The organism is Hartmannibacter diazotrophicus, assembly GCF_900231165.1.
Taxonomy (GTDB): Bacteria; Pseudomonadota; Alphaproteobacteria; order Rhizobiales; family Pleomorphomonadaceae; genus Hartmannibacter; species Hartmannibacter diazotrophicus.
Genome location: NZ_LT960614.1, coordinates 2,490,404 through 2,509,826, shown reverse-complemented (window position 1 = coordinate 2,509,826; position 19,423 = coordinate 2,490,404). Strand labels below are relative to the sequence as shown.

The 19,423-nt window shown below is 64.3% G+C and carries 14 protein-coding genes; 4 read left to right on the top strand and 10 right to left on the bottom strand.

Features of this window, described 5'->3' with window-relative positions; genetic code table 11:
- Position 1 precedes the first annotated feature (1 nt).
- Entirely contained in the window at positions 2-1,642 is a 1,641-nt protein-coding gene (locus HDIA_RS11820) for an AMP-binding protein (protein ID WP_099556349.1), read from the top strand.
- Positions 1,643-1,820: 178 nt separating this feature from the next.
- Positions 1,821-2,495, top strand: coding sequence for a DsbA family oxidoreductase (locus tag HDIA_RS11815; protein ID WP_099556348.1), 675 nt, complete (start codon positions 1,821-1,823; stop codon positions 2,493-2,495).
- A 6-nt stretch (positions 2,496-2,501) separates the two neighbouring features.
- Here HDIA_RS11815 and mfd read toward each other — a convergent pair whose 3' ends face one another.
- From mfd to HDIA_RS11785, 6 genes are all read right to left on the bottom strand, one after another.
- Positions 2,502-5,954, bottom strand: a complete 3,453-nt coding sequence (gene mfd / locus HDIA_RS11810; RefSeq protein WP_099556347.1) for a transcription-repair coupling factor — start codon at positions 5,952-5,954, stop codon at positions 2,502-2,504.
- A gap of 72 nt (positions 5,955-6,026) precedes the next feature.
- On the bottom strand, positions 6,027-6,272 hold the full coding sequence (locus HDIA_RS11805; RefSeq protein ID WP_425432936.1) for an FAD assembly factor SdhE: 246 nt from the start codon (positions 6,270-6,272) through the stop codon (positions 6,027-6,029).
- 174 nt (positions 6,273-6,446) lie between these two features.
- Positions 6,447-7,307: an aminotransferase class IV gene (locus tag HDIA_RS11800; RefSeq protein WP_099556345.1), complete on the bottom strand. Its 861-nt coding sequence runs from the start codon at positions 7,305-7,307 to the stop codon at positions 6,447-6,449.
- Positions 7,304-7,888: an anthranilate synthase component II gene (locus HDIA_RS11795; protein WP_099556344.1), complete on the bottom strand. Its 585-nt coding sequence runs from the start codon at positions 7,886-7,888 to the stop codon at positions 7,304-7,306. Before HDIA_RS11795 ends, HDIA_RS11800 begins: the two co-directional genes overlap by 4 nt.
- Complete coding sequence (pabB, locus tag HDIA_RS11790) at positions 7,885-9,315, bottom strand: aminodeoxychorismate synthase component I (RefSeq protein WP_099556343.1); 1,431 nt, start codon at positions 9,313-9,315, stop codon at positions 7,885-7,887. The genes HDIA_RS11795 and pabB overlap by 4 nt, the downstream gene beginning before the upstream one ends.
- Positions 9,316-9,424: 109 nt before the next feature.
- Positions 9,425-10,006 carry a GNAT family N-acetyltransferase gene (locus tag HDIA_RS11785; RefSeq protein ID WP_099556342.1) on the bottom strand — a complete coding sequence of 194 codons (582 nt, stop codon included), beginning with the start codon at positions 10,004-10,006 and terminating at the stop codon, positions 9,425-9,427.
- Positions 10,007-10,213: 207 nt separating this feature from the next.
- Here HDIA_RS11785 and rimO point away from each other — a divergent pair, with 207 nt between their 5' ends.
- Entirely contained in the window at positions 10,214-11,569 is a 1,356-nt protein-coding gene (gene rimO, locus HDIA_RS11780; protein WP_099556341.1) for a 30S ribosomal protein S12 methylthiotransferase RimO, read from the top strand.
- A 241-nt stretch (positions 11,570-11,810) separates the two neighbouring features.
- On the opposite strand, the gene HDIA_RS11775 is transcribed toward rimO, so the two are convergent.
- The 4 genes from HDIA_RS11775 to HDIA_RS11760 all read right to left on the bottom strand — a co-directional run bounded on the left by HDIA_RS11775 (position 11,811) and on the right by HDIA_RS11760 (position 16,516).
- On the bottom strand, positions 11,811-12,401 hold the full coding sequence (locus tag HDIA_RS11775) for a TetR/AcrR family transcriptional regulator (protein WP_162292636.1): 591 nt from the start codon (positions 12,399-12,401) through the stop codon (positions 11,811-11,813).
- A gap of 716 nt (positions 12,402-13,117) precedes the next feature.
- Positions 13,118-13,573 (bottom strand): DUF1036 domain-containing protein, encoded by a 456-nt coding sequence (locus HDIA_RS11770; RefSeq protein ID WP_245884247.1) that lies wholly within the window; start codon positions 13,571-13,573, stop codon positions 13,118-13,120.
- A 5-nt stretch (positions 13,574-13,578) separates the two neighbouring features.
- Positions 13,579-15,732 (bottom strand): serine/threonine-protein kinase, encoded by a 2,154-nt coding sequence (locus HDIA_RS11765; protein WP_099556339.1) that lies wholly within the window; start codon positions 15,730-15,732, stop codon positions 13,579-13,581.
- 7 nt (positions 15,733-15,739) lie between these two features.
- Positions 15,740-16,516, bottom strand: coding sequence for a PP2C family protein-serine/threonine phosphatase (locus HDIA_RS11760; protein ID WP_099556338.1), 777 nt, complete (start codon positions 16,514-16,516; stop codon positions 15,740-15,742).
- Positions 16,517-16,920: 404 nt separating this feature from the next.
- On the opposite strand from HDIA_RS11760, the gene HDIA_RS11755 reads away from it, so the two are divergent.
- Positions 16,921-19,272: a peptidoglycan DD-metalloendopeptidase family protein gene (locus HDIA_RS11755; RefSeq protein ID WP_099556337.1), complete on the top strand. Its 2,352-nt coding sequence runs from the start codon at positions 16,921-16,923 to the stop codon at positions 19,270-19,272.
- The last annotated feature ends 151 nt before the right edge of the window (positions 19,273-19,423 follow it).

Genomic DNA, 19,423 nt, shown 5'->3' with positions numbered 1-19,423 from the left:
AATGATCCTGACGTCCGAACAGCGCAGCAAGGAATACGTTGAGGCCGGGCTTTGGGGCTCCAGGACGCTCGACCGCGTTCTTGCCGACATCGCCGCCGAGCATCCGGACCGGGCTGCTTTCCTTGACGTGATCGAAGGCGAGCCGGGCAGCAAGCTCAGCTATGCGGAGGCCCATCTGCGCATTGAGGCGCTTGCCGCCTTCTTCGCCATTCTCGGCCTCAAGGCGGATACGGTGGTCGGGTTGCACCTGCCGAATGCCGCCGAGGCGTCGATCGTCCAGTTTGCGGCCTGGCGCGCGGGGCTCGTCGTTGCGCCGCTGCCGCTGCACTGGTCCGACGCCGAGATTACCCGGGCGATCGAGCTGACAGGCATGAAGGCGATCGTCACCTCCGCCTTCGTCGGAGGGCTGGCGACCGGCGAGCGCATGCGGGACATCGCCGCCGACAACTTCGCCATCCGTTTCGTGCTCGGGATCGGCGAAGACCTGCCGGACGGTCTCATCGACCTCGGCGAAGTGCTTCGGGATGCGGAAGCGCTCGGCGAGGCGCCCGCTGTGCCGCGTCACGGCAACGCGGCCGACCATGTGGCCGCCCTCGCCTTTTCGCGCCGTGACGGCTCGCTCGTCGTCGCGCCCTACACACACAACCAACTGATTGCCTGCGGCATCGCCCATGCGGATGCGGCCGGTCTGGCCGATGGCGCGGTCCTGTGCAGTTCCATGTTGCCCGGCGGGCTTGCCGCGATTGGCGCCGGCCTTGCCGGCATGCTGGCAACGAAGGGGACATTTGTCTGCGCGCAGGCGACCTCGCTGGGAAACCTTGCAGCCACCATTCTGGTCGAGCCGGCCGAACAGGCGATCCTCCCGGCAGGCATTGCGGACGGCGTTGCGGAATTCCTGGCGGCCGGGTCCGAGGAACGCCCCGGGCTGTCGCTGGTTTCCGCGTCCACCGACGCGCAGGAAACCGTTGTGCCGGCCGGTTTTGCGGTGACGGATGTTTCGACACTCGGCGGCCTCGTGCTCGTCAGCTCTCCCCGATTGGAGGGTGTGAAGACGCCCCTATGGCCGAACGGTGCATGGCGGCTTTCCGACGGTCGCCAGATCGGAACTGTCGGCCTCAAGCCGCGGATGCGGGCCGGTGACCGCCGGCCAATGCCCAACAGCGGCGAGATCGTCATCAAAGGCGCCGCCGTTCCTGACACGCCCTGGCCGGAACCGGCGTCCGGCGGTGGCCGGGTTCTCGCCGTCAATGGCGAAGGGCTCCTGCGCACCGGGCTCTTTGGCGAGGCAACCGAAGAGGGGCGCCTTGTCCGGCCGACCGGAACGATTGCGGAAACGCTTGCCGTCGGCAGCGAGACCTTCGATCTGGCGGCGCTCGATACCCAGTTCGCCAAATTTCCGGGGCTGCTCGATGCGGCGACCTTTCGCGTCGCCGATCCGCTTTTCGGCAGTCGCATCGGCCTTGCCTACGTGACTTCCGATGGCCGGTCGATCAGCCGGGAAGATCTTGAAGCCTTCCTTTCCAATCAGGGTCTTGGGGAGATGATGTGGCCCACGTTGATGGTCCGCATCGATGCCGTGCCGCGCTCCAAGGACGGGAGAATCCAGAGGAGCCACCTCTTCAAGACGGCGGTCGCGGCGTGATCTTCCACCCATCGGCGAGTCATAAGATGGCCTCTTTTGGATAGCCTTTTTGCGCTGGGCTGATTAGCTTGTCGTTCGAGTGTTCGCGGTGGCCGCAATGGCCAAGTCCCGTTGCCGCCGCGCGAAGTCGTACCCCCGATTTTTCATATTTGCTGCCGTTTACAGAAGAGCTTGATTCATGGCCGAAGCACCCAATGCCGCTGTCCTGAGCGTGGACGTCTTCATGGATGTGATCTGTCCCTGGTGTTTCGTGGGCAAGCGCAACCTCGACATCGCCATCTCTCTGTTGCCGGATCTCGAGATTGCGGTCGGTTGGCGGGCCTTCCAGCTCGATCCGACGATTCCGGCGTCCGGCAAGAACCGACGGCAGTATCTGACGGACAAGTTCAGCGATCCCATGCGCATCGACGAGATGCATGCGCGCCTGACCGACGTCGGCGGCGCGATCGGGATTCCCTTCGCCTTCGACCGGATCGAAATCACGCCCAACACGCTCGACTGCCACCGTGTCATTCGCTGGGCGAGTGCTGCCGAACTTGGCAGCGAGGCCGTCGAGGCGCTTTGCACCGCCTTCTTCTGCGAAGGCCGTGACCTGACGCAAGCCGATACGCTGGCCGAGATCGCCGAGGCCGTCGGGCTTGATGGAGACGACGTCCGCGACCGTCTGGCGACGGACCTTGACGTGGAAATTGTCCGGGCCGAGGTCGACTATGCCGGACGGATCGGCATCACCGGCGTGCCCTGCTTCGTGATGGCCGGGAAATACGCGATCTCCGGCGCCCAGCCGCCCGAGATGATGGCTGACGCCTTCGAGCGCGTCGCAGCAGAGGTCATCGGCCGCGCGGCGGAGTAAGGCCACTCACGCGGCCTTTGGCGCAACCTCATCCACCATCCGCACGAGCTTGACCAGAACGGCGGCCGTGCCCTTGAGCCGCTGCTCGGGGGTCGGCCAGTCGCGCGACAGCACGATCTTCTGGTCGGGACGGATCTTCGCCAGAACGCCCTGCTCCCCGATGTAACGCACCAGGGCTGCCGGGTTGGCAAACTCGCCGCCGCGGAAGGCGATGACAACGCCCTTCGGACCGGCGTCGATCTTCTCCACGTTGGCGCGCCGGCAGAAGGCCTTGATCGTGACGATCTTGAGCAGGTGATCCACCTCTTCCGGCAACGGGCCGAAGCGGTCGATGAGTTCGGCGCCGAAACCGTCGATGTCCTGCGGTTCGGTGAGATCGGCGAGCCGGCGATAGAGATCGAGCCGCAGCTGCAGATCCGGCACGAAGCTCTCCGGGATCATCACGGGGGTTCCGACCGTGATCGTCGGCGACCACTGGTCGTCGGTGAGACTGTCGTCGCCGGTCTTCAGTGAGGCGACCGCCTCCTCCAGCATCTGCTGGTAAAGCTCGTAGCCGACTTCCTTGATGTGGCCTGACTGTTCCTCGCCGACGAGATTGCCGGCGCCGCGAAGGTCGAGATCGTGGCTCGCCAGCTGGAAGCCGGCGCCGAGCGTATCGAGGGACTGCAGGACGCGCAGGCGCCGGTCCGCGGCTCCGGTCAGTTTCTTTTCCGCCGGCGTCGTGAACAGCGCATAAGCGCGGGTCTTGGAGCGGCCGACGCGGCCCTTCAACTGGTAGAGCTGGGCGAGACCGAACATGTCGGCCCGGTGAATGATCAGCGTATTGGCGGTCGGGATATCGAGGCCGGATTCCACGATGGTCGTCGACAGCAGCACATCGAAACGGCCCTCGTAGAAGGCATTCATGATGTCTTCCAGTTCCGTCGCGGCCATCTGGCCATGGGCGACCGCCACCCTCACCTCAGGGACGTGGCGCTCCAGGAACTCCTTCTGATCCGCGAGATCGGACACTCGCGGGCAGACATAGAAGGCCTGGCCGCCGCGATAGCGTTCGCGCAGCAGCGCCTCGCGGATGACGAGCGGATCGAAGGGGGCGACGAAGGTGCGCACGGCGAGCCGGTCGACCGGCGGCGTCGCGATCAGCGATAGTTCGCGCACGCCGGTGAGCGCCAATTGCAACGTGCGCGGAATGGGCGTTGCCGAGAGCGTCAGCACGTGGACGTCGGACTTCAGTTCCTTCAGGCGTTCCTTGTGCTTGACGCCGAAATGCTGCTCCTCGTCAATGATGAGCAGGCCCAGATCGCGGAACTGGATGGATTTTGCCAACAGCGCATGCGTGCCGACGACGATATCGACGGTGCCGTCCTTGAGGCCCTCGCGCGTTCTGGCCATGTCTTTTGCCGAAACAAGGCGCGAGGCCTGTTCCACCCGCACCGGAAGCCCGCGGAAGCGATCTGCGAAGGTCTTGAAATGCTGGCGCGAAAGAAGCGTCGTCGGCACGACGACGGCGACCTGCTTGCCGGACAGCGCCGCGACAAAGGCCGCACGAAGGGCAACCTCGGTCTTGCCGAAGCCGACGTCGCCGCAGACGAGTCGGTCCATCGGCTTGCCGGACTGGAGATCCTCGACGATCGCCTCGATGGCGTTGAGCTGGTCTTCCGTCTCGTCATAGGGGAAGCGCGCGGCGAACTCGTCGTAGAGTCCTTCGGCAGGCGAGAGCACCGGCGCGGATTTCAGCAGACGTGCCGCGGCGGTCTTGATCAACTCACCCGCAATCTCGCGGATGCGCTTCTTCATCTTCGCCTTGCGGGCCTGCCAGGCGCCACCGCCGAGCTTGTCGAGCTGGACGTGCTCGCCTTCCGAGCCGAAGCGCGTCAGGAGCTCGATGTTCTCGACGGGCAGGAAGAGCTTGTCGCCGCCGTGGTAGGTGATTTCCAGGCAGTCGTGCGGGGCACCGGCCGCCTCGATCGTCTTCAGGCCGATAAAGCGGCCGATGCCGTGATCGACGTGAACGACGAGATCGCCTTCCGAAAGACTGGCGACTTCCGTCAGCGCATTCTTGGCCTTCTTGCGCCGTGCGCCCTGGATCAGGCGGTCGCCGAGCACATCCTGCTCGCCGATGACAACCAGATCCGCCGTCTCGAAGCCCGTTTCGATGCCGAGAACCGCAAGACCGAGCACATGGGTCGGCAGTGCGCGAGCCGCCTCAAGCGTCTCGACGACCTCCGCCTTCTGCACACCGTGATCGGCAAGGACCTGCGAGAGGCGTTCGCGCGAGCCCTCCGACCAGCAGGCGAGCAGGATACGCCGGCCGCTGTCTCGGACGCCGCGGAAATGCGCCACCAGCGCATCGAAGACGTTGACGTCGCCGCCGGCGCGTTCGGCGGCGAAGGTTCGGCCCTGTTTGCCTCCGAAGTCGACCACCTTCTTGCCCACCTCGGGCACCTGGAAGGGCGACAGGCGCACCATCGGGCGGGAGGCAAACGCGGCCTGCATGTCGTCGCCGGTCAGGTAGAGGGATGCCGGCTCGACAGGCTTGTAGGGCGCGCCGCCCGCCTGCCCCGATTTCCAGGCATCGAGGCGCGCCTCGTAGTAGTCGACGACGGTTTTCAGCCGCTCACCGATGGCTTCCTCGGCCAACGGATCGAGGACATAGGGCGCCTCGGCGGTATAATGAAACAGCGTCTCGAGGCCGTCGTGGAAGAGCGGCAGCCAATGCTCGACGCCGGCGTAGCGTCTGCCCTCGCTGATCGATTCATAGAGCGGATCATCGCGCGTCGAGCCGCCGAACTTCGCCAGATAGGCCTGCCGGAAATGCCGGATGCTGTCGGCGTTCAGCGTCACCTCGCTCATGGGAACGAGGTCGAGGCGCTTCATCTGGCCGACGGTGCGCTGGTTTTCGGGATCGAAGGTGCGGATGGAGTCGAGCGTATCGCCAAAGAAATCGAGCCGCACCGGGAGGTCCGTTCCCGGCGCAAAGAGATCGACGATGCCGCCGCGCACCGCGTATTCGCCGGTGTCACGAACGGTCGAAACACGTGAAAAGCCGTTGTCCTCCAGCCATTTGCCGAGCGCGGTCATGTCGACGCGGTTGCCGACGGCCGAGCCCCAGGACTGGTGGGCAACGACGTTCTGCGGCACGACGCGCTGCAGGAGCGCATTCGCTGTCGTCAGGAGTACGAACGCCGGGCCGTCGCCGGAGCCTACAAGCCGCGCCAGCGCGGTCATGCGGCGGGCGACCACCTGCGGCGTCGGCGAGACGCGATCGTAGGGAAGACAGTCCCAGGCCGGGAACTCGACCGCCTCGATCTTCGGGGCGGCAAAGGCGAGCACCCTCTGGACCTGCGCCAGATGCTGACCGTCGCGCGCGACAAAGACCACCCGCAAGCCCTTGCCTTCCCCGATGAAACGCAGGAGGCCAAGAGCCTCCGCACCGTCGGGGACATTGGCGAGGGTCATCTCGCGGAATTCGTCGAATAGGTCTCGGTCGCTGGACACGGTTTCAAACTCGGATATTGAGACTTCAGCCGTTCAATCGGCGGCGATGGGATTGTCGCGGTGAAAGCGGACGATGCGTTCGAAGACAGGACCGGCCTTTTCCGAAGGCACGGGGTCCTGACCGATGATCCAGGCGAAGAGCGTCTTGTCCTCGACTTCCATCAGCGTATCGAGTTCGTCGAGCTCTTCGTCGGCGAGGTCGGCGATGTTGGCGTCAACAAAGCGGCCAAGCAGCAGGTCCATCTCCCGCGTGCCCCGGTGCCAGCTGTGATAGAGCATACGGCGTCGGCGAGGCGACAAATCCTCGGACGTTCGCGATAGCCCGCTCATGGTCTCGACCTTCCCATCTGGTGCGCTTAGCAGGGTCCCTGACGGCGACCCGCGCGGTATTTAGTTCAGTTCACCCGCCGCTGTACAGTCCGGCGCTTGCCTACGCCGCGCCCGGGGTACCGGTCACTGCAGGCTCGCGATAGGCACCGGCCCCATGCATTCGCGTTCGGCAAGGTCCCTCAGAAGGTCCAGCGCGATCTTCGCGACGGGAGCGTTCTGATCAAGTTCCTTTTCGTCGACCGTGCTCACCGGCTGGAAGAAACGGACCGAGTTGGTCAGGAAGATCTCGCTTGCCCGTGCGATGTCGATCGCCGTCAGGGGGCGCTCCACGACCTTCAGTCCGCCGAGATCGGCCACGGACAGAAACCTGGCGCGCGTGATGCCGGCAAGAACGCCCTCGCCCACCGGCGGCGTCAACACTTCGTCCTTCACGACGACAAAGATATTGGCGGCGCTGGAGCAGACCGGCCGGCCAGCGGTGTTGAGCATCAGAGCCTCGTCTGCCCCGGCCTCGCGCGCCTCCTTCAGCGCCAGCGTCTGGTCCATGTAGGCCAGCGACTTGATGCGCGAGAGCGGCGAATATTCATTGCGCCGCGTGCCGACGGTCACCATCGAAACCGGCTGAAAGACGAGTGCCGGATTGAAGGGCGCCATCGTCACCATGATGGTCGGCGTCGGATTTTCAGGCGGCAGGAGACCGCGTGGACCCGGCCCTCTCGTCACGGTGAGCCGGAGCACGGCACCGTCTTCCGGCGCCTTGGCCGCCATCGCCAACAGTCCCTCCTCGGCGCGGCGGAGCGGTGCCTCGAACCCCAGCAGGCGTGCGCCGGCTCCGAGCCTTGCCAGATGCTCGGCAAGGCAGAACGGGCGGCCATGAAAGACGACGAGAGTCTCGAAGACGCCATCGGCCAGAAGCAGGCCACGATCGGTCGCATCGAGCGGGATCGTCGGCCCCTCGTGCAGCGCGCCGTTCAGCCAGATCATCCGCGGGTCTTTTCGGCCGTGGCGCTGAGGAAGTTGGCAAGCATGGCGTGGCCGCTTTCGGTGAGAATGGATTCGGGGTGGAACTGTACCCCGTAGGTCGGATGGACGCGATGGGCGAGCGCCATGATCTCACCGTTCTCGGCATGCGCCGTCACCTTGAGCGGGCCCTTGGGGCTCACGTCCTCGACGATCAGCGAATGATAGCGGCCGACCTTCAGCGGGTTGGGCAGGCCGTCGAAAAGACCGTCGTCGTCGTGGGTCACCATCGAGGCGCGGCCGTGCATCGGCTGGCGGGCCCTCACCACGCTGGCGCCGAAGGCCTCGCCGATACACTGGTGGCCGAGGCAGATGCCAAGGATCGGCATCTGCCCGGAGAGCTCCCGGATCAGGTCCAGAGAGATGCCGGCCTCGTGCGGCGTGCAGGGGCCGGGCGAGAGGACCACCGCGCGCGGATCGAGCGCAGCGACCTCCCCGACCGTGATCTGGTCGTTGCGGATGACCTTCGTATCCTCGCCGAGTTCGCGGAAATAGCGAGCGACGTTGGAGACGAAGGAGTCGTAGTTGTCGATAATGAGGATCACGTCCGCTGCGCTCCCGCCGCCTCTTGCGCGGCCTTGTCTTCTTTGGAGACGTCAGGCGCGAAGGCGGCAAAAATCCTGGCGCCCTTGGTGAGCGTCTCCTCGAATTCGTCCGCCGGGTTGGAGAGCGCGGTGATGCCGCCGCCGACCTGAAAACTCGCCTCGCCATGCCGGAAGGTGACGGTGCGGATGGCGATGTTGGTGTCGGCGCTGCCGTCGAAGCTGAAAAAGCCGATCGAGCCGCAATAGACGCCGCGGGCGCGCTTTTCGATTTCCGTGATGATTTCCATCGCGCGGATTTTCGGCGCGCCGGTGATCGATCCGCCGGGGAAGGACGCACGGAGGAGGTCCGTGACGTCCGCGTCGTCCTCGAGCACGCCCGAGACGACCGAGACCACGTGATGCAGGCCGGCATAGCTTTCAAGGCCGCAAAGCGCCGGCACATGCACCGTGTGCGGCCGGCAAACCCGCGAGAGATCGTTGCGCAGGAGGTCGACGATCATGACGTTCTCGGCGCGGTCCTTTTCAGAAGCCAGCAGCGCCTCCGCGATCCTGGCATCCTCGGCCGGATCGTCGACGCGCCGGGCCGTTCCCTTGATCGGACGGCTTTCAACCCGCCCGTCATAGACCTGAACGAAGCGCTCCGGCGAGGCGGAGGCAACGACGAGGTCACCATAGTCAAGATAGGCAGCGAAGGTGGCGGCATTCACCTGGCGGAGCCGCAAATAGAAGGCGTAGGGATCGAAATCCTCCGGCAGACCGGCGGCGAAGCGCTGCGAGATATTGGCCTGGAAGATGTCGCCGGCGAGGATGTATTCGATCGTGCGCGCCAGGGCGGCCTCGTAGTCGGGCCGCGTGAAATTCGACTGCCAGTCGAGATCGGCGCTGCCAGGCCCCTGAGGCTTTTTCGGTTCTGCCGTCAGCAGCCGCCGGAATTCCTGGGCACGGGCGATGGCTCGGTTGGCGCGCGCGACCGTCTCCTGCTCCGGCCAGCCGGTGGAAAAGAGCCAGCCACGCTTTTCGCGGTGATCGAAGGCGAGCACCACGTCGTAGAAATGCAGCAGCAGGTCCGGGATTTCGCCGAGCCCCTGCTCCGGATCGGGCAAGTCTTCGAGGTAACGGCCGAAATCATAGCCGACGTAACCGGCCGCTCCACCCTGGAACGGCGGCAAGCCGACGCGTTTGGGCTGGCGATAAAGAGCGAGCTTTTCCTTCAGGATCGTCAGCGGATCGCCTTCGACCGGCTCGTCGTTCCACGTGGTGACGCCGCGCTCCACTTTCAGCGTCGCGAAGGGATCGGCGGCGAGGAAGGAAAACCGACCCAACGTAGCGTGGCTCATGGAACTGTCGAGGAAGGTGAGATTTGCTGCACCCTTGAGGCGCATGAAGGCCTCGCTCGGGCTGCGAATCTCCAGTTCGCTCACATGCATTTTTTAACGCCCCGCCATCCGTCGCCGTTTCTCGCGCTCCTATCACATAGTGCGCCGTCCGCTGTCGAGGGACACAAATCAGAAGAGACCAATCGACGCGGAGGAACAGCTACAACGCCAGCCGCATCAACGGGCGACCGGCCTTGCGCAGCGCGACCTCCTCGAAACCCGCCTTGCGGAACACGCTCGTCGAACCGACGTAAAGCCCCACTGATTTGGCCTGCTTGGCATGGTCCATCGGGCAGGCTTCGAGCAGGCGCGCTCCGGCCTCCCGCGCATGCTTGATGGCGCCTTGCAGGATCGCGTGACTGAGGCCTTGCCCCCGGTATTTCGAGAGCATGAAGAAACAACTGACCGCCCAGACATGAGGGTCTTCGGCATCCTGCGGATCGAGCGGCCGTGCCACTGTACGCGGCGTATTCCATCCCGGCAGTTCGGACCGCGGCCCCACCTGAACCCAGCCGAACGGTGCTGCGCCATCATAGGCGAGAAGACCCGGTGGCGGGCCCGCATCGACCCTTTTGTGCATGAAATCCTTGCGCTCCGCGCTGCCCAGCAACTTTCTCTCGGCCGCGGCCAGGCGGAAATAGGTGCACCAGCAACCGTAACACGCGCCCTGAGGCCCGAAGACCGTTTCGAAATCCGCCCAAAGGTCCGGAGTCAAAGGCCGGATGGCAATTGCGGTCGTCATTATCGGATGCTCCCTGATCGGCAGGGGGCAGTTTATGTTCCTTTTTTGTTCCCATCAAGGGACATCCAGCGCAATCGGAGGATTTTGCATATCAGCTGTGGGACGGCCGGCATTTGCAAGAAAGGGCCGGTTTCGGGTATGAGCAACGCCAACGATGAGCCGTGCGCCGGGCAAGATACCGCGCACCTTTTATGAGCCCGATCCCATATGAGCCTTGAGCAGAACAAAGCCGCGCCGGCCTCGGCCGACGGTGCCGCCCCGAAGATTTCCTTCGTCAGCCTCGGCTGCCCGAAGGCGCTCGTCGACTCGGAGCGGATCATCACGCACCTGCGTTCCGAGGGTTACGAGATCGGCCGCAAGCATGACGGCGCCGACGTCGTGATCGTCAACACCTGCGGCTTCCTCGACAGCGCCAAGGCGGAAAGCCTCGGGGCCATCGGCGAGGCGATGAAGGAAAACGGCCGGGTGATCGTGACCGGCTGCATGGGCGCGGAGCCGGAACAGATCCGCGAGAAATTCCCGGACGTGCTCGCGATCACCGGTCCGCAGGCCTACGAGAGCGTGATGAGCGCGGTGCATACTGCCGTGCCGCCGCGTCACGACCCTTATGTCGATCTGGTTCCGCCGCAGGGGATCAAGCTCACCCCGCGTCACTATGCCTATCTTAAAATTTCCGAAGGCTGCAGCAACCGTTGCAGCTTCTGCATCATCCCGAGCCTCAGGGGCGATCTCGTTTCGCGCCCGATCACCGATGTGCTGCGGGAGGCCGAGAAACTGGTCAAGGCCGGCGTCAAGGAACTCCTGGTTATCAGCCAGGACACGTCCGCCTACGGCGTCGACCTCAAATATGCGCCGGGTCTTTGGCAGGACCGCGAGGTGCGCACGCGCTTCTTCGACCTTGCCCGCGAACTCGGCCAGATGGGCGTCTGGGTGCGGCTTCACTACGTCTACCCGTACCCCCACGTCGATGAGGTCATCCCGCTGATGGCCGAGGGTCTCGTGCTGCCCTATCTCGACATTCCGTTCCAGCATGCCTCGCCGACCGTGTTGAAGGCGATGCGCAGGCCGGCCCATCAGGAGAAGACGGCCGGGCGCATTGCCAAGTGGCGCGGGGTCTGCCCGGATCTTGCCGTGCGGTCGACCTTCATCGTCGGCTTCCCCGGCGAGACGGACGAGGATTTCGAGATGCTGCTCGACTGGCTGACGGAGGCCAAGCTCGAGCGCGTCGGCTGCTTCAAATACGAGCCCGTCGCGGGCGCGAAAGCGAACGACCTTGGGCTGGAAGCGGTTCCCGAGGAGGTCAAGGAGCGCCGCTGGCACCGCTTCATGGCGCATCAGCAGGCCATTTCGCAGAAAATCCTGAAATCGCGGGTCGGCAAGCGGCTGCAGGTGATCGTCGACGAGACGCAGGGGACGGTCGCCAAAGGGCGCTCCAAGTGGGACGCGCCAGAGATCGACGGCACCGTGCATCTTTCCTCGCGCCGGCCGATCCGGGCGGGCGACATCGTCACGGTCAAGATCGACTCCGCCGATGCCTACGATCTCCACGGAACGGTGGTCTGAGGTGGTTTTGGCTATCGGCGCACAGCGAGGGGCCGTTCATCGGCCTTCTTGTCGAGCCAACTGACCCAGAGTTGTTGCGATTAAGCCATCGCCGAGCCGTGCGAATCTGCTCGCAGGCGCTTATTCATTTGCCAGCTAATATGTTTGCCGCGCCTTGACGCGTGAACGAGTCCAATGAGCGGCTCAAAATCCGACGTTAGACCGTGTTGTGCATATATTTATATGGCTAAAGAATTGACCGTTATCCAGCCGCGTCGCGCATGATTGCGCCGGTCACAAGCGTTCGGGCCATCCATCTCAGGCAAGCCTCCGCATCGCTCGGACGCAAGGCGGCGCTGTCGCGCAGTCCGAGAATTGCGTGTGGGCCAGCCAGAAGCAGTAGCGACGCCGCCAACTGATCGTGCGTTTGCCTTGCAAGGCGGGATTCAAGCGGTTCGAGCGCAACCTTGACCGCGTTGCCCAAATCCGGGTCAGCATTCGGCGGTCGTGCGCCTCTACCTGGATTCTGTGACGCCAGCCCGCGTCGAAACAGGGCCTCATTGGCAAGAATCACGAGCGCACGCCGCGCCACCAGTTGCTCGGCGCGATCTGCGGCGCTTCCGTCCAGCGAACCGGCATCGAAGGCGAGCAACTCGGATGTTGTCTCGGCGAGAGCGGTATCGATCAGTTCGGCCGGATCGGAAAAATAGCGATAGGCGGACGCGCGCGAAACGGAGGCGCGCTCGGCAATGTCCTGAATCGTCGGGCGCGCGCCTTCTTCCAGCAAATCGAGAGCTGCCTTGAAGAGGGTCTGACGCGTCCTGCGCCGCGAAGGGCTGAGCTGTTCCGTCATCCTTGAATGAACTCCCATGATGCGGAAGCCCTACCACGAGAGCCGCCGCTTAAAACAGGACGTTTGTCTTATTTAGGGAGATTAGGCCATATGATTTGCCCATAAGTCGCCGCTCGTCTCGAAATAAGATATTATTCTTATTTAGAGACGCTTCTCCATATTTCGGTCTGACGAGTGGCCGGCGCTGATGCCGCATTCGCGCCCTGCACGGGAAGCGGCTTTTGTCGTCCGCGATGGTCGCTCGGTGGTTGCCGAGACATTGTAACGAGAGCTGGCAGCGGGGCTGCCGGCGAGCACTGGGGTGGGGAATCGGGCAGCTGGCGGCGGGGTATCGGCGTCCGCAGCCTTTGCGGCGGATATTTCCGCTGCGACTGGCATCACTCCCCAGCAGCACTCTAGAGACGGGCCTCACGCTGAAGGCGTGTTCGCCGAAGATCGGAGCGCGGGTCCAAGGCGTTGCCTCAGCGGGTAGCCGGACTTGGACCGATGCGGGGACGTGCGGGCGAGCGGCCGGGCTTTTTGAGGGCAGATATGCCTGGGGAGACGGCCTCAGCAGGCGTCGCAAGCCAGCGATCTCAAATCTGCGGCAGCGATCCGATCCGATGCGAGTTCCTTGACTGGCGCTTCGAGCCTCAAATCCGAAACGGGGCGGCTCCGAGTTCCGAATTTCCCGGCGTGAAATCCATGGCTTGCCGCATGATCTGTGCGTGATGCACTCACTGTTGCCGCTCGCTCGTCAGGAACAGCGTCCAGCGCGACTGGTCCTGCGTATCGACCTCGACGAAGTTGACGGCTTCATAGCCTCGCTGCCAGCAGTCGCCGGTGCCCGAGATCTGGAACCGGCGCGTGCCGACGCACATGGCCGTCTTGCCTTCCAGAACGGGCTGATCGAACACGTCCTTGGCGTAGACGTAGATGTAACGGTAGGTCAGATCCTCGCGAACGACGTCGACGCAGCGATTGGCAGCAATCTGCCACCAGCCTTCCGTTTCGATCTCGCCGCGGCCGGAGTCGTGGCCGATGGCGACGTTGAAGACATCAAGGGACTGGTTGCAGATGGTGAACTTCGCCTCGGCCGCCGCGGTTGCCGCGGCGAGGACAATGGCGGCCAGTCCAAGCGCCTGCATTGCCTTGCGGGCCACATTGTGCGCCTGCGGGGGGATCGAACCCATGAGGATCACCCTCCCCCGATCGTGAGATAGGCCAGTCCGGCGCCGGTGATTGCCTGTGTGCGCCCGTCGATCGCGGTCAGTTCGTCGAAGAACCCCTTGGCCAGAACGAGCCCATTCATCTGCTCCACGAGATCGATCGGCGTGGACGCCTCGATCGAGAGCAGCAGCTGCGGCATCGGGCTTGCGGATTGCGAAGGCCTGGATGTCAGCGTGCCGCTGGCGTCTGTCCCCGCCCAGGTTAGGAGGCTGGAAATGTTGTAGACCCGGCCGTCATTGGCGACATAGAGCAGATAGGTCGTCTTGCCGGTCTGTCCCTTCAATCGGATTTCGGTGCTGTCTCCCGGCTGGACTCGCTCCTTGCCCAGCGTGATGTCTGACATTGTCCCGCCGCGCTCGCGGACGCGGGACAGGAAGGACAGCGAATTGCATTGCTCGCTGACGACGGGACGAAAGACGAACTCCGGCACGATGCCGAATTTCGTGGCGAAGGCCGACTGAAGGCGAAGGACGGCATCCTTGTCGTTGCCGAGCGCCTCGATCCTTGGCCTTTGGTCCGCAAGCGCGGCGAGGCGGGCAAAGTGGCAGGGTCCTGACGCGAAGTCCGCGATGAATTTCGTTGCGCTCGCCGCGTCGAAGGACGGCTCGGCCTCGGTGGCAGGTGTGGTGGCCCTGATCTGATCGTCGGCCGTGTCGACCGCGGGACTGTCCGGCGGAGGGCGACCATTTCCTGTGTTGCCGGAGGTAATCCTCTCGACCGTCTCGATCCTGTCGGCCGTTCTGTCCATTCCGAACCATTCAGGATGCATGACGAAGCCGATTCCGGCCGCCATCACGGCAACGGCGAGCAGGCCGAGCAGCGCGGCCGGCATTGCCGATCTCCAGGAAGCCGCGGCGGGCCGTTTTGCCGACGGACGGGATGCGGCCGATGCTCCGGCCTTTGGGCGGGAGGCCGGTGGCTCGGCGCTGACGGTTTCACGGGCGGTATCGGCGGGCTTTTCCCCGCCAGTGTCGGGAGCGGCTTCACCGCTAATATCTGGACGACCGTCGCCCTGCCCCGCGTCAGCATCCGAAACTGAGGGCACGGGCTGAAATTGCGGCAGGCTGGCCGGCGGCGTGTCGGATTGCCCGGCGTCGCTACCGGCGCCCGTGCCAGCCGACTTCAGGGCATGCAGCGCGTTGGAGAGTGCAGCCGGCCCTGACGACGAGCCTCCGAGACCGCCCAACTGGCTGACGACCGTCGCGTCGTTGGCATGGGCCTGCGGTCGTTCGCGCGGTGCCAGAATTGTGCCTGCCGGCAGGCTGCTTTCCTCCAGCAGGCGGATGACCGCCGCCATGTCCGCCGGCCGCTCCTTCGCATTGGGCTGGAGCATGGCGCGCAGCACCGGGCGCATCGCTTCGTCGATCGACGAAAGGTCCGGCAGCCGCATGCGCTTTTCGATGACCTCGGCGTGGCTTCCGCCCATGTCGAGCGGGTCGCCGCGCAGCATGGCGGCAAGCACGAGTGCGAGGCTGTAGATATCCGATCTCGGGGTGACATCGGCATCATAGAGTCCCAGCTGTTCGGGCGAGGCGTAGAGAAACCGTCCGGCAAACTGGCCGCCGAGGATCGTCCCCGCCGGAATTGCCTCAGCCGCCGCGCGGGCGATGCCGAAATCGATGATCTTGGCCGAGCCCACATCGCCATTTTCAAGAAGGATGTTGTCCGGCGACAGGTCGCGATGAATGATCCCAACCGAATGGGCGGCCTGCAGGCCGCTTGCGACGCGGATGGCGACCTGGTGGGCTTCGTCCAGTGCCAACGGGGCCTGTTTCAACCTCGCCGCCAGCGAGATGCCCTTGACGAACTCCATGGCGAGATAGGGCTGCTGGAGATTGGGATCGATCGCGAACATCAGGTAGCGGACGATCGCCGGGTGGGCCAGGCGGCCGAGCACCTGTGCCTCGCGCTGGAACAGCCGCAGGATCATGTCATCGCGGGCATGTTCCGGCAGGATCGACTTGATGGCGACGGGATCGCCGATGTGGATGTTGCGGCCCTTGAAGATGCTGCCCATGCCGCCGTCGGCGATCCAGGACTCGACGCTGTAGACACCATTGAGGATGACGCCGACTTCGATCGGTCCGGGCTGCGGCTTCTGGGTGTTTTCGTCGTCTTGCACGATGAGCCTATTGCGCGGAGGACGGCATGGCGGGCACGGCGGTGATCTCGTCGATCATCGAACAGGCGACGGCGATGACCGTCACGTTGTCGCTGGCGCCGCGGGCGTAGGTCAGGTCAACCAGACGATCACAGAGGTCCTGTGTATCGTCACTGGCTTCCGCGAGTTCGAGGATCTCGCCGTCGGCGACGTGCCCCGTCAGGCCGTCGCTGCAGAGAATGAAAAGATCGCCGGAACGGGCCTCGTCGTCCTGGAAATCGAGGTCGACTTCGTCCTCGATGCCGACCGCACGGGTGATGACATTGCGCCGGGGCCAGTTTTGCGCTTCCTCCGACGTGATCAGGCCGCGATCGAGAAGCGCCTGCACCTCGGTGTGATCGCGGCTCAGTTGCTCGATCACTCCGTGGCGGATGCGATAGACGCGACTGTCGCCGCACCACAGGATGGCGCAGAACCGCTGGTAGATGACGAGGCCGGCCACGGTCGATCCGATCAGGGCGCCGCCGCGCGATCTGGAAAGTTCCCGGATCTCCGCGTTTGCCCGTTGCAGGCGGTCCGCGAAACGCGCCACGAGATCGGCCTCGGAACTTGCAATGCCGATCGACTCCATATGCGAGACGATCGCTTCGCTTGCCTTGTCGCCAGCCTCGTGCCCGCCCATGCCGTCGGCAACGAGCCAGACGCCGACCTCCGGCTTTGCCAGTAAGCGGTCCTCATTGTGATCGCGGACACAGCCGGTCTTGGTCACGGAACCGGTGGAAAAGGTGAATGATTGAGCCGCCATCCGACATTCCCCTCCGCTTCGCTGGAAGCGCCTTCGTTATTCCTGTGCCGGATCAGTCTTCGAGCCACAAGACCACATTTGAAAATCACGCTCAATCTTTCCGGGCGCGAGAGCCAAGCGAATCGCGCCGGGCCCGATGGCATCGAGAGAATTGGGACACGGCCTATACAGCGAATCCGCGCACAGGACGGAGATTGCCGCAGATGCCCGTCACCGGGACGGACCATGTGAACTGGAGGATGGCGGACGTACAAATCTTCCGGAGGCGACGAAAATTTCCGACCATCGCTGCTATTCTATGGTCGCGGTTTGACGATCTCTTGATGTTTGGTCGCAACAATCCGCGTCGCGGCAGAGCGTATTGCTGCCCATCGTGATTTCGTTCGGCAGTCCGGGATGCTGAGGTGATCGATCTCGATCCAACCTTCAAGGCGAAGAAGGCCGCTCTCGTGGCACGGCGAAAGAAACGCCGGGCGCGGAGGGCGATGGCCGGTGCGGCCGTGGCGCTCGTCGTGTGTCTCGGGGGCGGTGCGGTCTGGTTGCAGGTGGACTGGCCGGCTTTCCTGGAGACGGCGAAGACGCCCGCGCCGGCGTCGGCCATCAGTGAGGATGAGCAACTGGTCATGAGCGACCAGACCGACGCTCCTTCTTTTGCGCCGCCGGTCTATGTGCCGCGGATCGTCGACCTGCCGGGTGATCCGCTGCTGATCCGGGTCGGCAGCGGCGGTGACAACCGCCGCAAGCCGGAGGAAGTGCAGGCCCCCGAGGCTCTTTCGACCTTCGGCGTCGGCAAGGACATTTTCGTCGTCGATGACGAGTTGATCACCACCAGCGAAGCCTTCATGGCAAGCCTGCCCTCGTCGCCGCAGGATTTTGCCTTCTTCCAGTCCCAGAGCCAGGGATCGACGGCCAGGGAGGCCGCCAGCTCTTCCGAGCCCGGGTCTGTTGCCGACGTATTGCCGCTGGAGAATGTTTCCACCTCCGGCGCGCCGGTGACGGTCGCGGACGAGCAATCCGGCGGATGGGATGCCGGCAGCGAGGCGGACCCGGCGGCGCCCGAGTTCGAGAAGACCGAAATCGAGAACACCACCAGCGTCGTGACGATCATTTCGTCGGAGCAACGGGCCGCGGCCACATCCGACCGCTTCATCCGGGTGACCTATGACAGGCCGCTTGCCGGCATTCTCACCGGCTCGGGACTTGCCGGCGGCGATCTTGAACTGGCGCTGACCGCCGCGAAGGATGATCTCGACCTTGAGACCGTCGAAGCCGGATCCGTTGTTGCCCTCAGGCTGCTGCTCAAGGGCCAGGGATCGGGGCCATCTCTGGCGCAGATGTCGCTTTATCACGATGGCACCTATGTCGGCTCCCTGGCCCTTGGCGACGACGGCAAGCTCGGCGTCAGTGCCGACCCCTGGATCGACACCGATCTCGTCCAGATGACGACAGCGCCCGTCTCGCGCCCCACCACACGGCGCTACCGGCTGCTCGATGCGATCTACAGCGCGGGACTGCGCAACAGCGTCCCGACTGCTGTCGTCGGCGAGACGATCATGCTGCTGTCGCGCAGCCACGATCTGAACGTCTTCGCCGAGCCCGGCGATCACATCAGGATCATCTACGGCAAACGGCGGACGAGTGACGGAGAGACCGGCGAACATCTGCTGTTTGCCTCGATCACGACGGGACAGACGCCCATCGTCTGCTATGTCATAGCGATCCGCGAGGGGGCGGACCTTGGCTGCACGTCCGACGGGCGCGTGAAGGTTGCCAGCGTGCCATCGGCAAGCGGCATGGTCGTTCCCGTGAAGGGCGTTCTTGCGGCCGGTTTCGGCCCCCAGATGCATCCGCTGGAGGGCGACCTGCGCATTCACAAGGGCGTGGACTGGGTGGCGCCGGTCGGAACGCCCGTGTCGGCGGCCTTTACTGGCACCGTGTCCATTGCCGGCAAGGCAGAGGGCTATGGCAACTTCATCAAGATCGATCACGGAGGCGGCCGGCAGACCAGCTATGCGCATCTCGACCGTTTCGCCAAGGGGATCGCACCCGGGCGCAAGGTGGAGGCCGGCGATCTGATCGGCTATGTCGGTTCGACAGGCAATTCGACGGGGCCGCATCTTCACTTCGAACTTCTCGTCAACGGCGAGCAGGTCGATCCGCTGGAGGGCACCGGAGAGGACGACGGCTCGGCCGTCGCGGTGCTGGTCGATCGGATCATTCATGTGGAGAGCGCCGGAAACGCGGCGGCGAAGAACCCGATGTCGACCGCGACAGGTCTCGGCCAGTTCATCGAATCCACCTGGCTACGGATGGTGAACACCTACCGGCCCGATCTCGCGCAGTCGCTGCCGCGCGAGGAATTGCTGGCGCTCAGAACCGACCCGACGCTGTCGCGTGAAATGGTCCACAACCTGGCGGCGGAAAACGAGGCCTATCTCAGATCGAGGCAGGCGCCCGTTAGTGCGGGTACGCTCTATCTGGCCCATTTCCTCGGTCCGGAGGGCGCAGCGTCCGTCCTCAAGGCGCCCGACGATGCCGATCTGGCAAGCCTGCTGGGCGCGGGTGTCATCACGGCCAATCCGTTCCTGACGGGCATGGGACGCAACGACATCATTGCCTGGGCAGAGGGTAAGATGACGGGTCGCAAGGCCGGCTATGGCACGGTGCAAAGAACGATCGTCTCAAAAGAATTCACGCAGTTCCAGACGGCCATTGCGTCAATACTGGTAAACGAAGCGCCTGTTTCACCGCTCTGACTTGAGGACTGCGTTAAGACTGCCGGGGCGTTGTTCGGCGGAGGGCCTGATCGCGGATCGCTTCGCGTCGACTTTGGCTCAAGGTGTGCTAGTTTGCTGGGGGAATCTGGAGGCACGAGGGGGAATTTCTGCAGGGATCGTTCCGGACGGG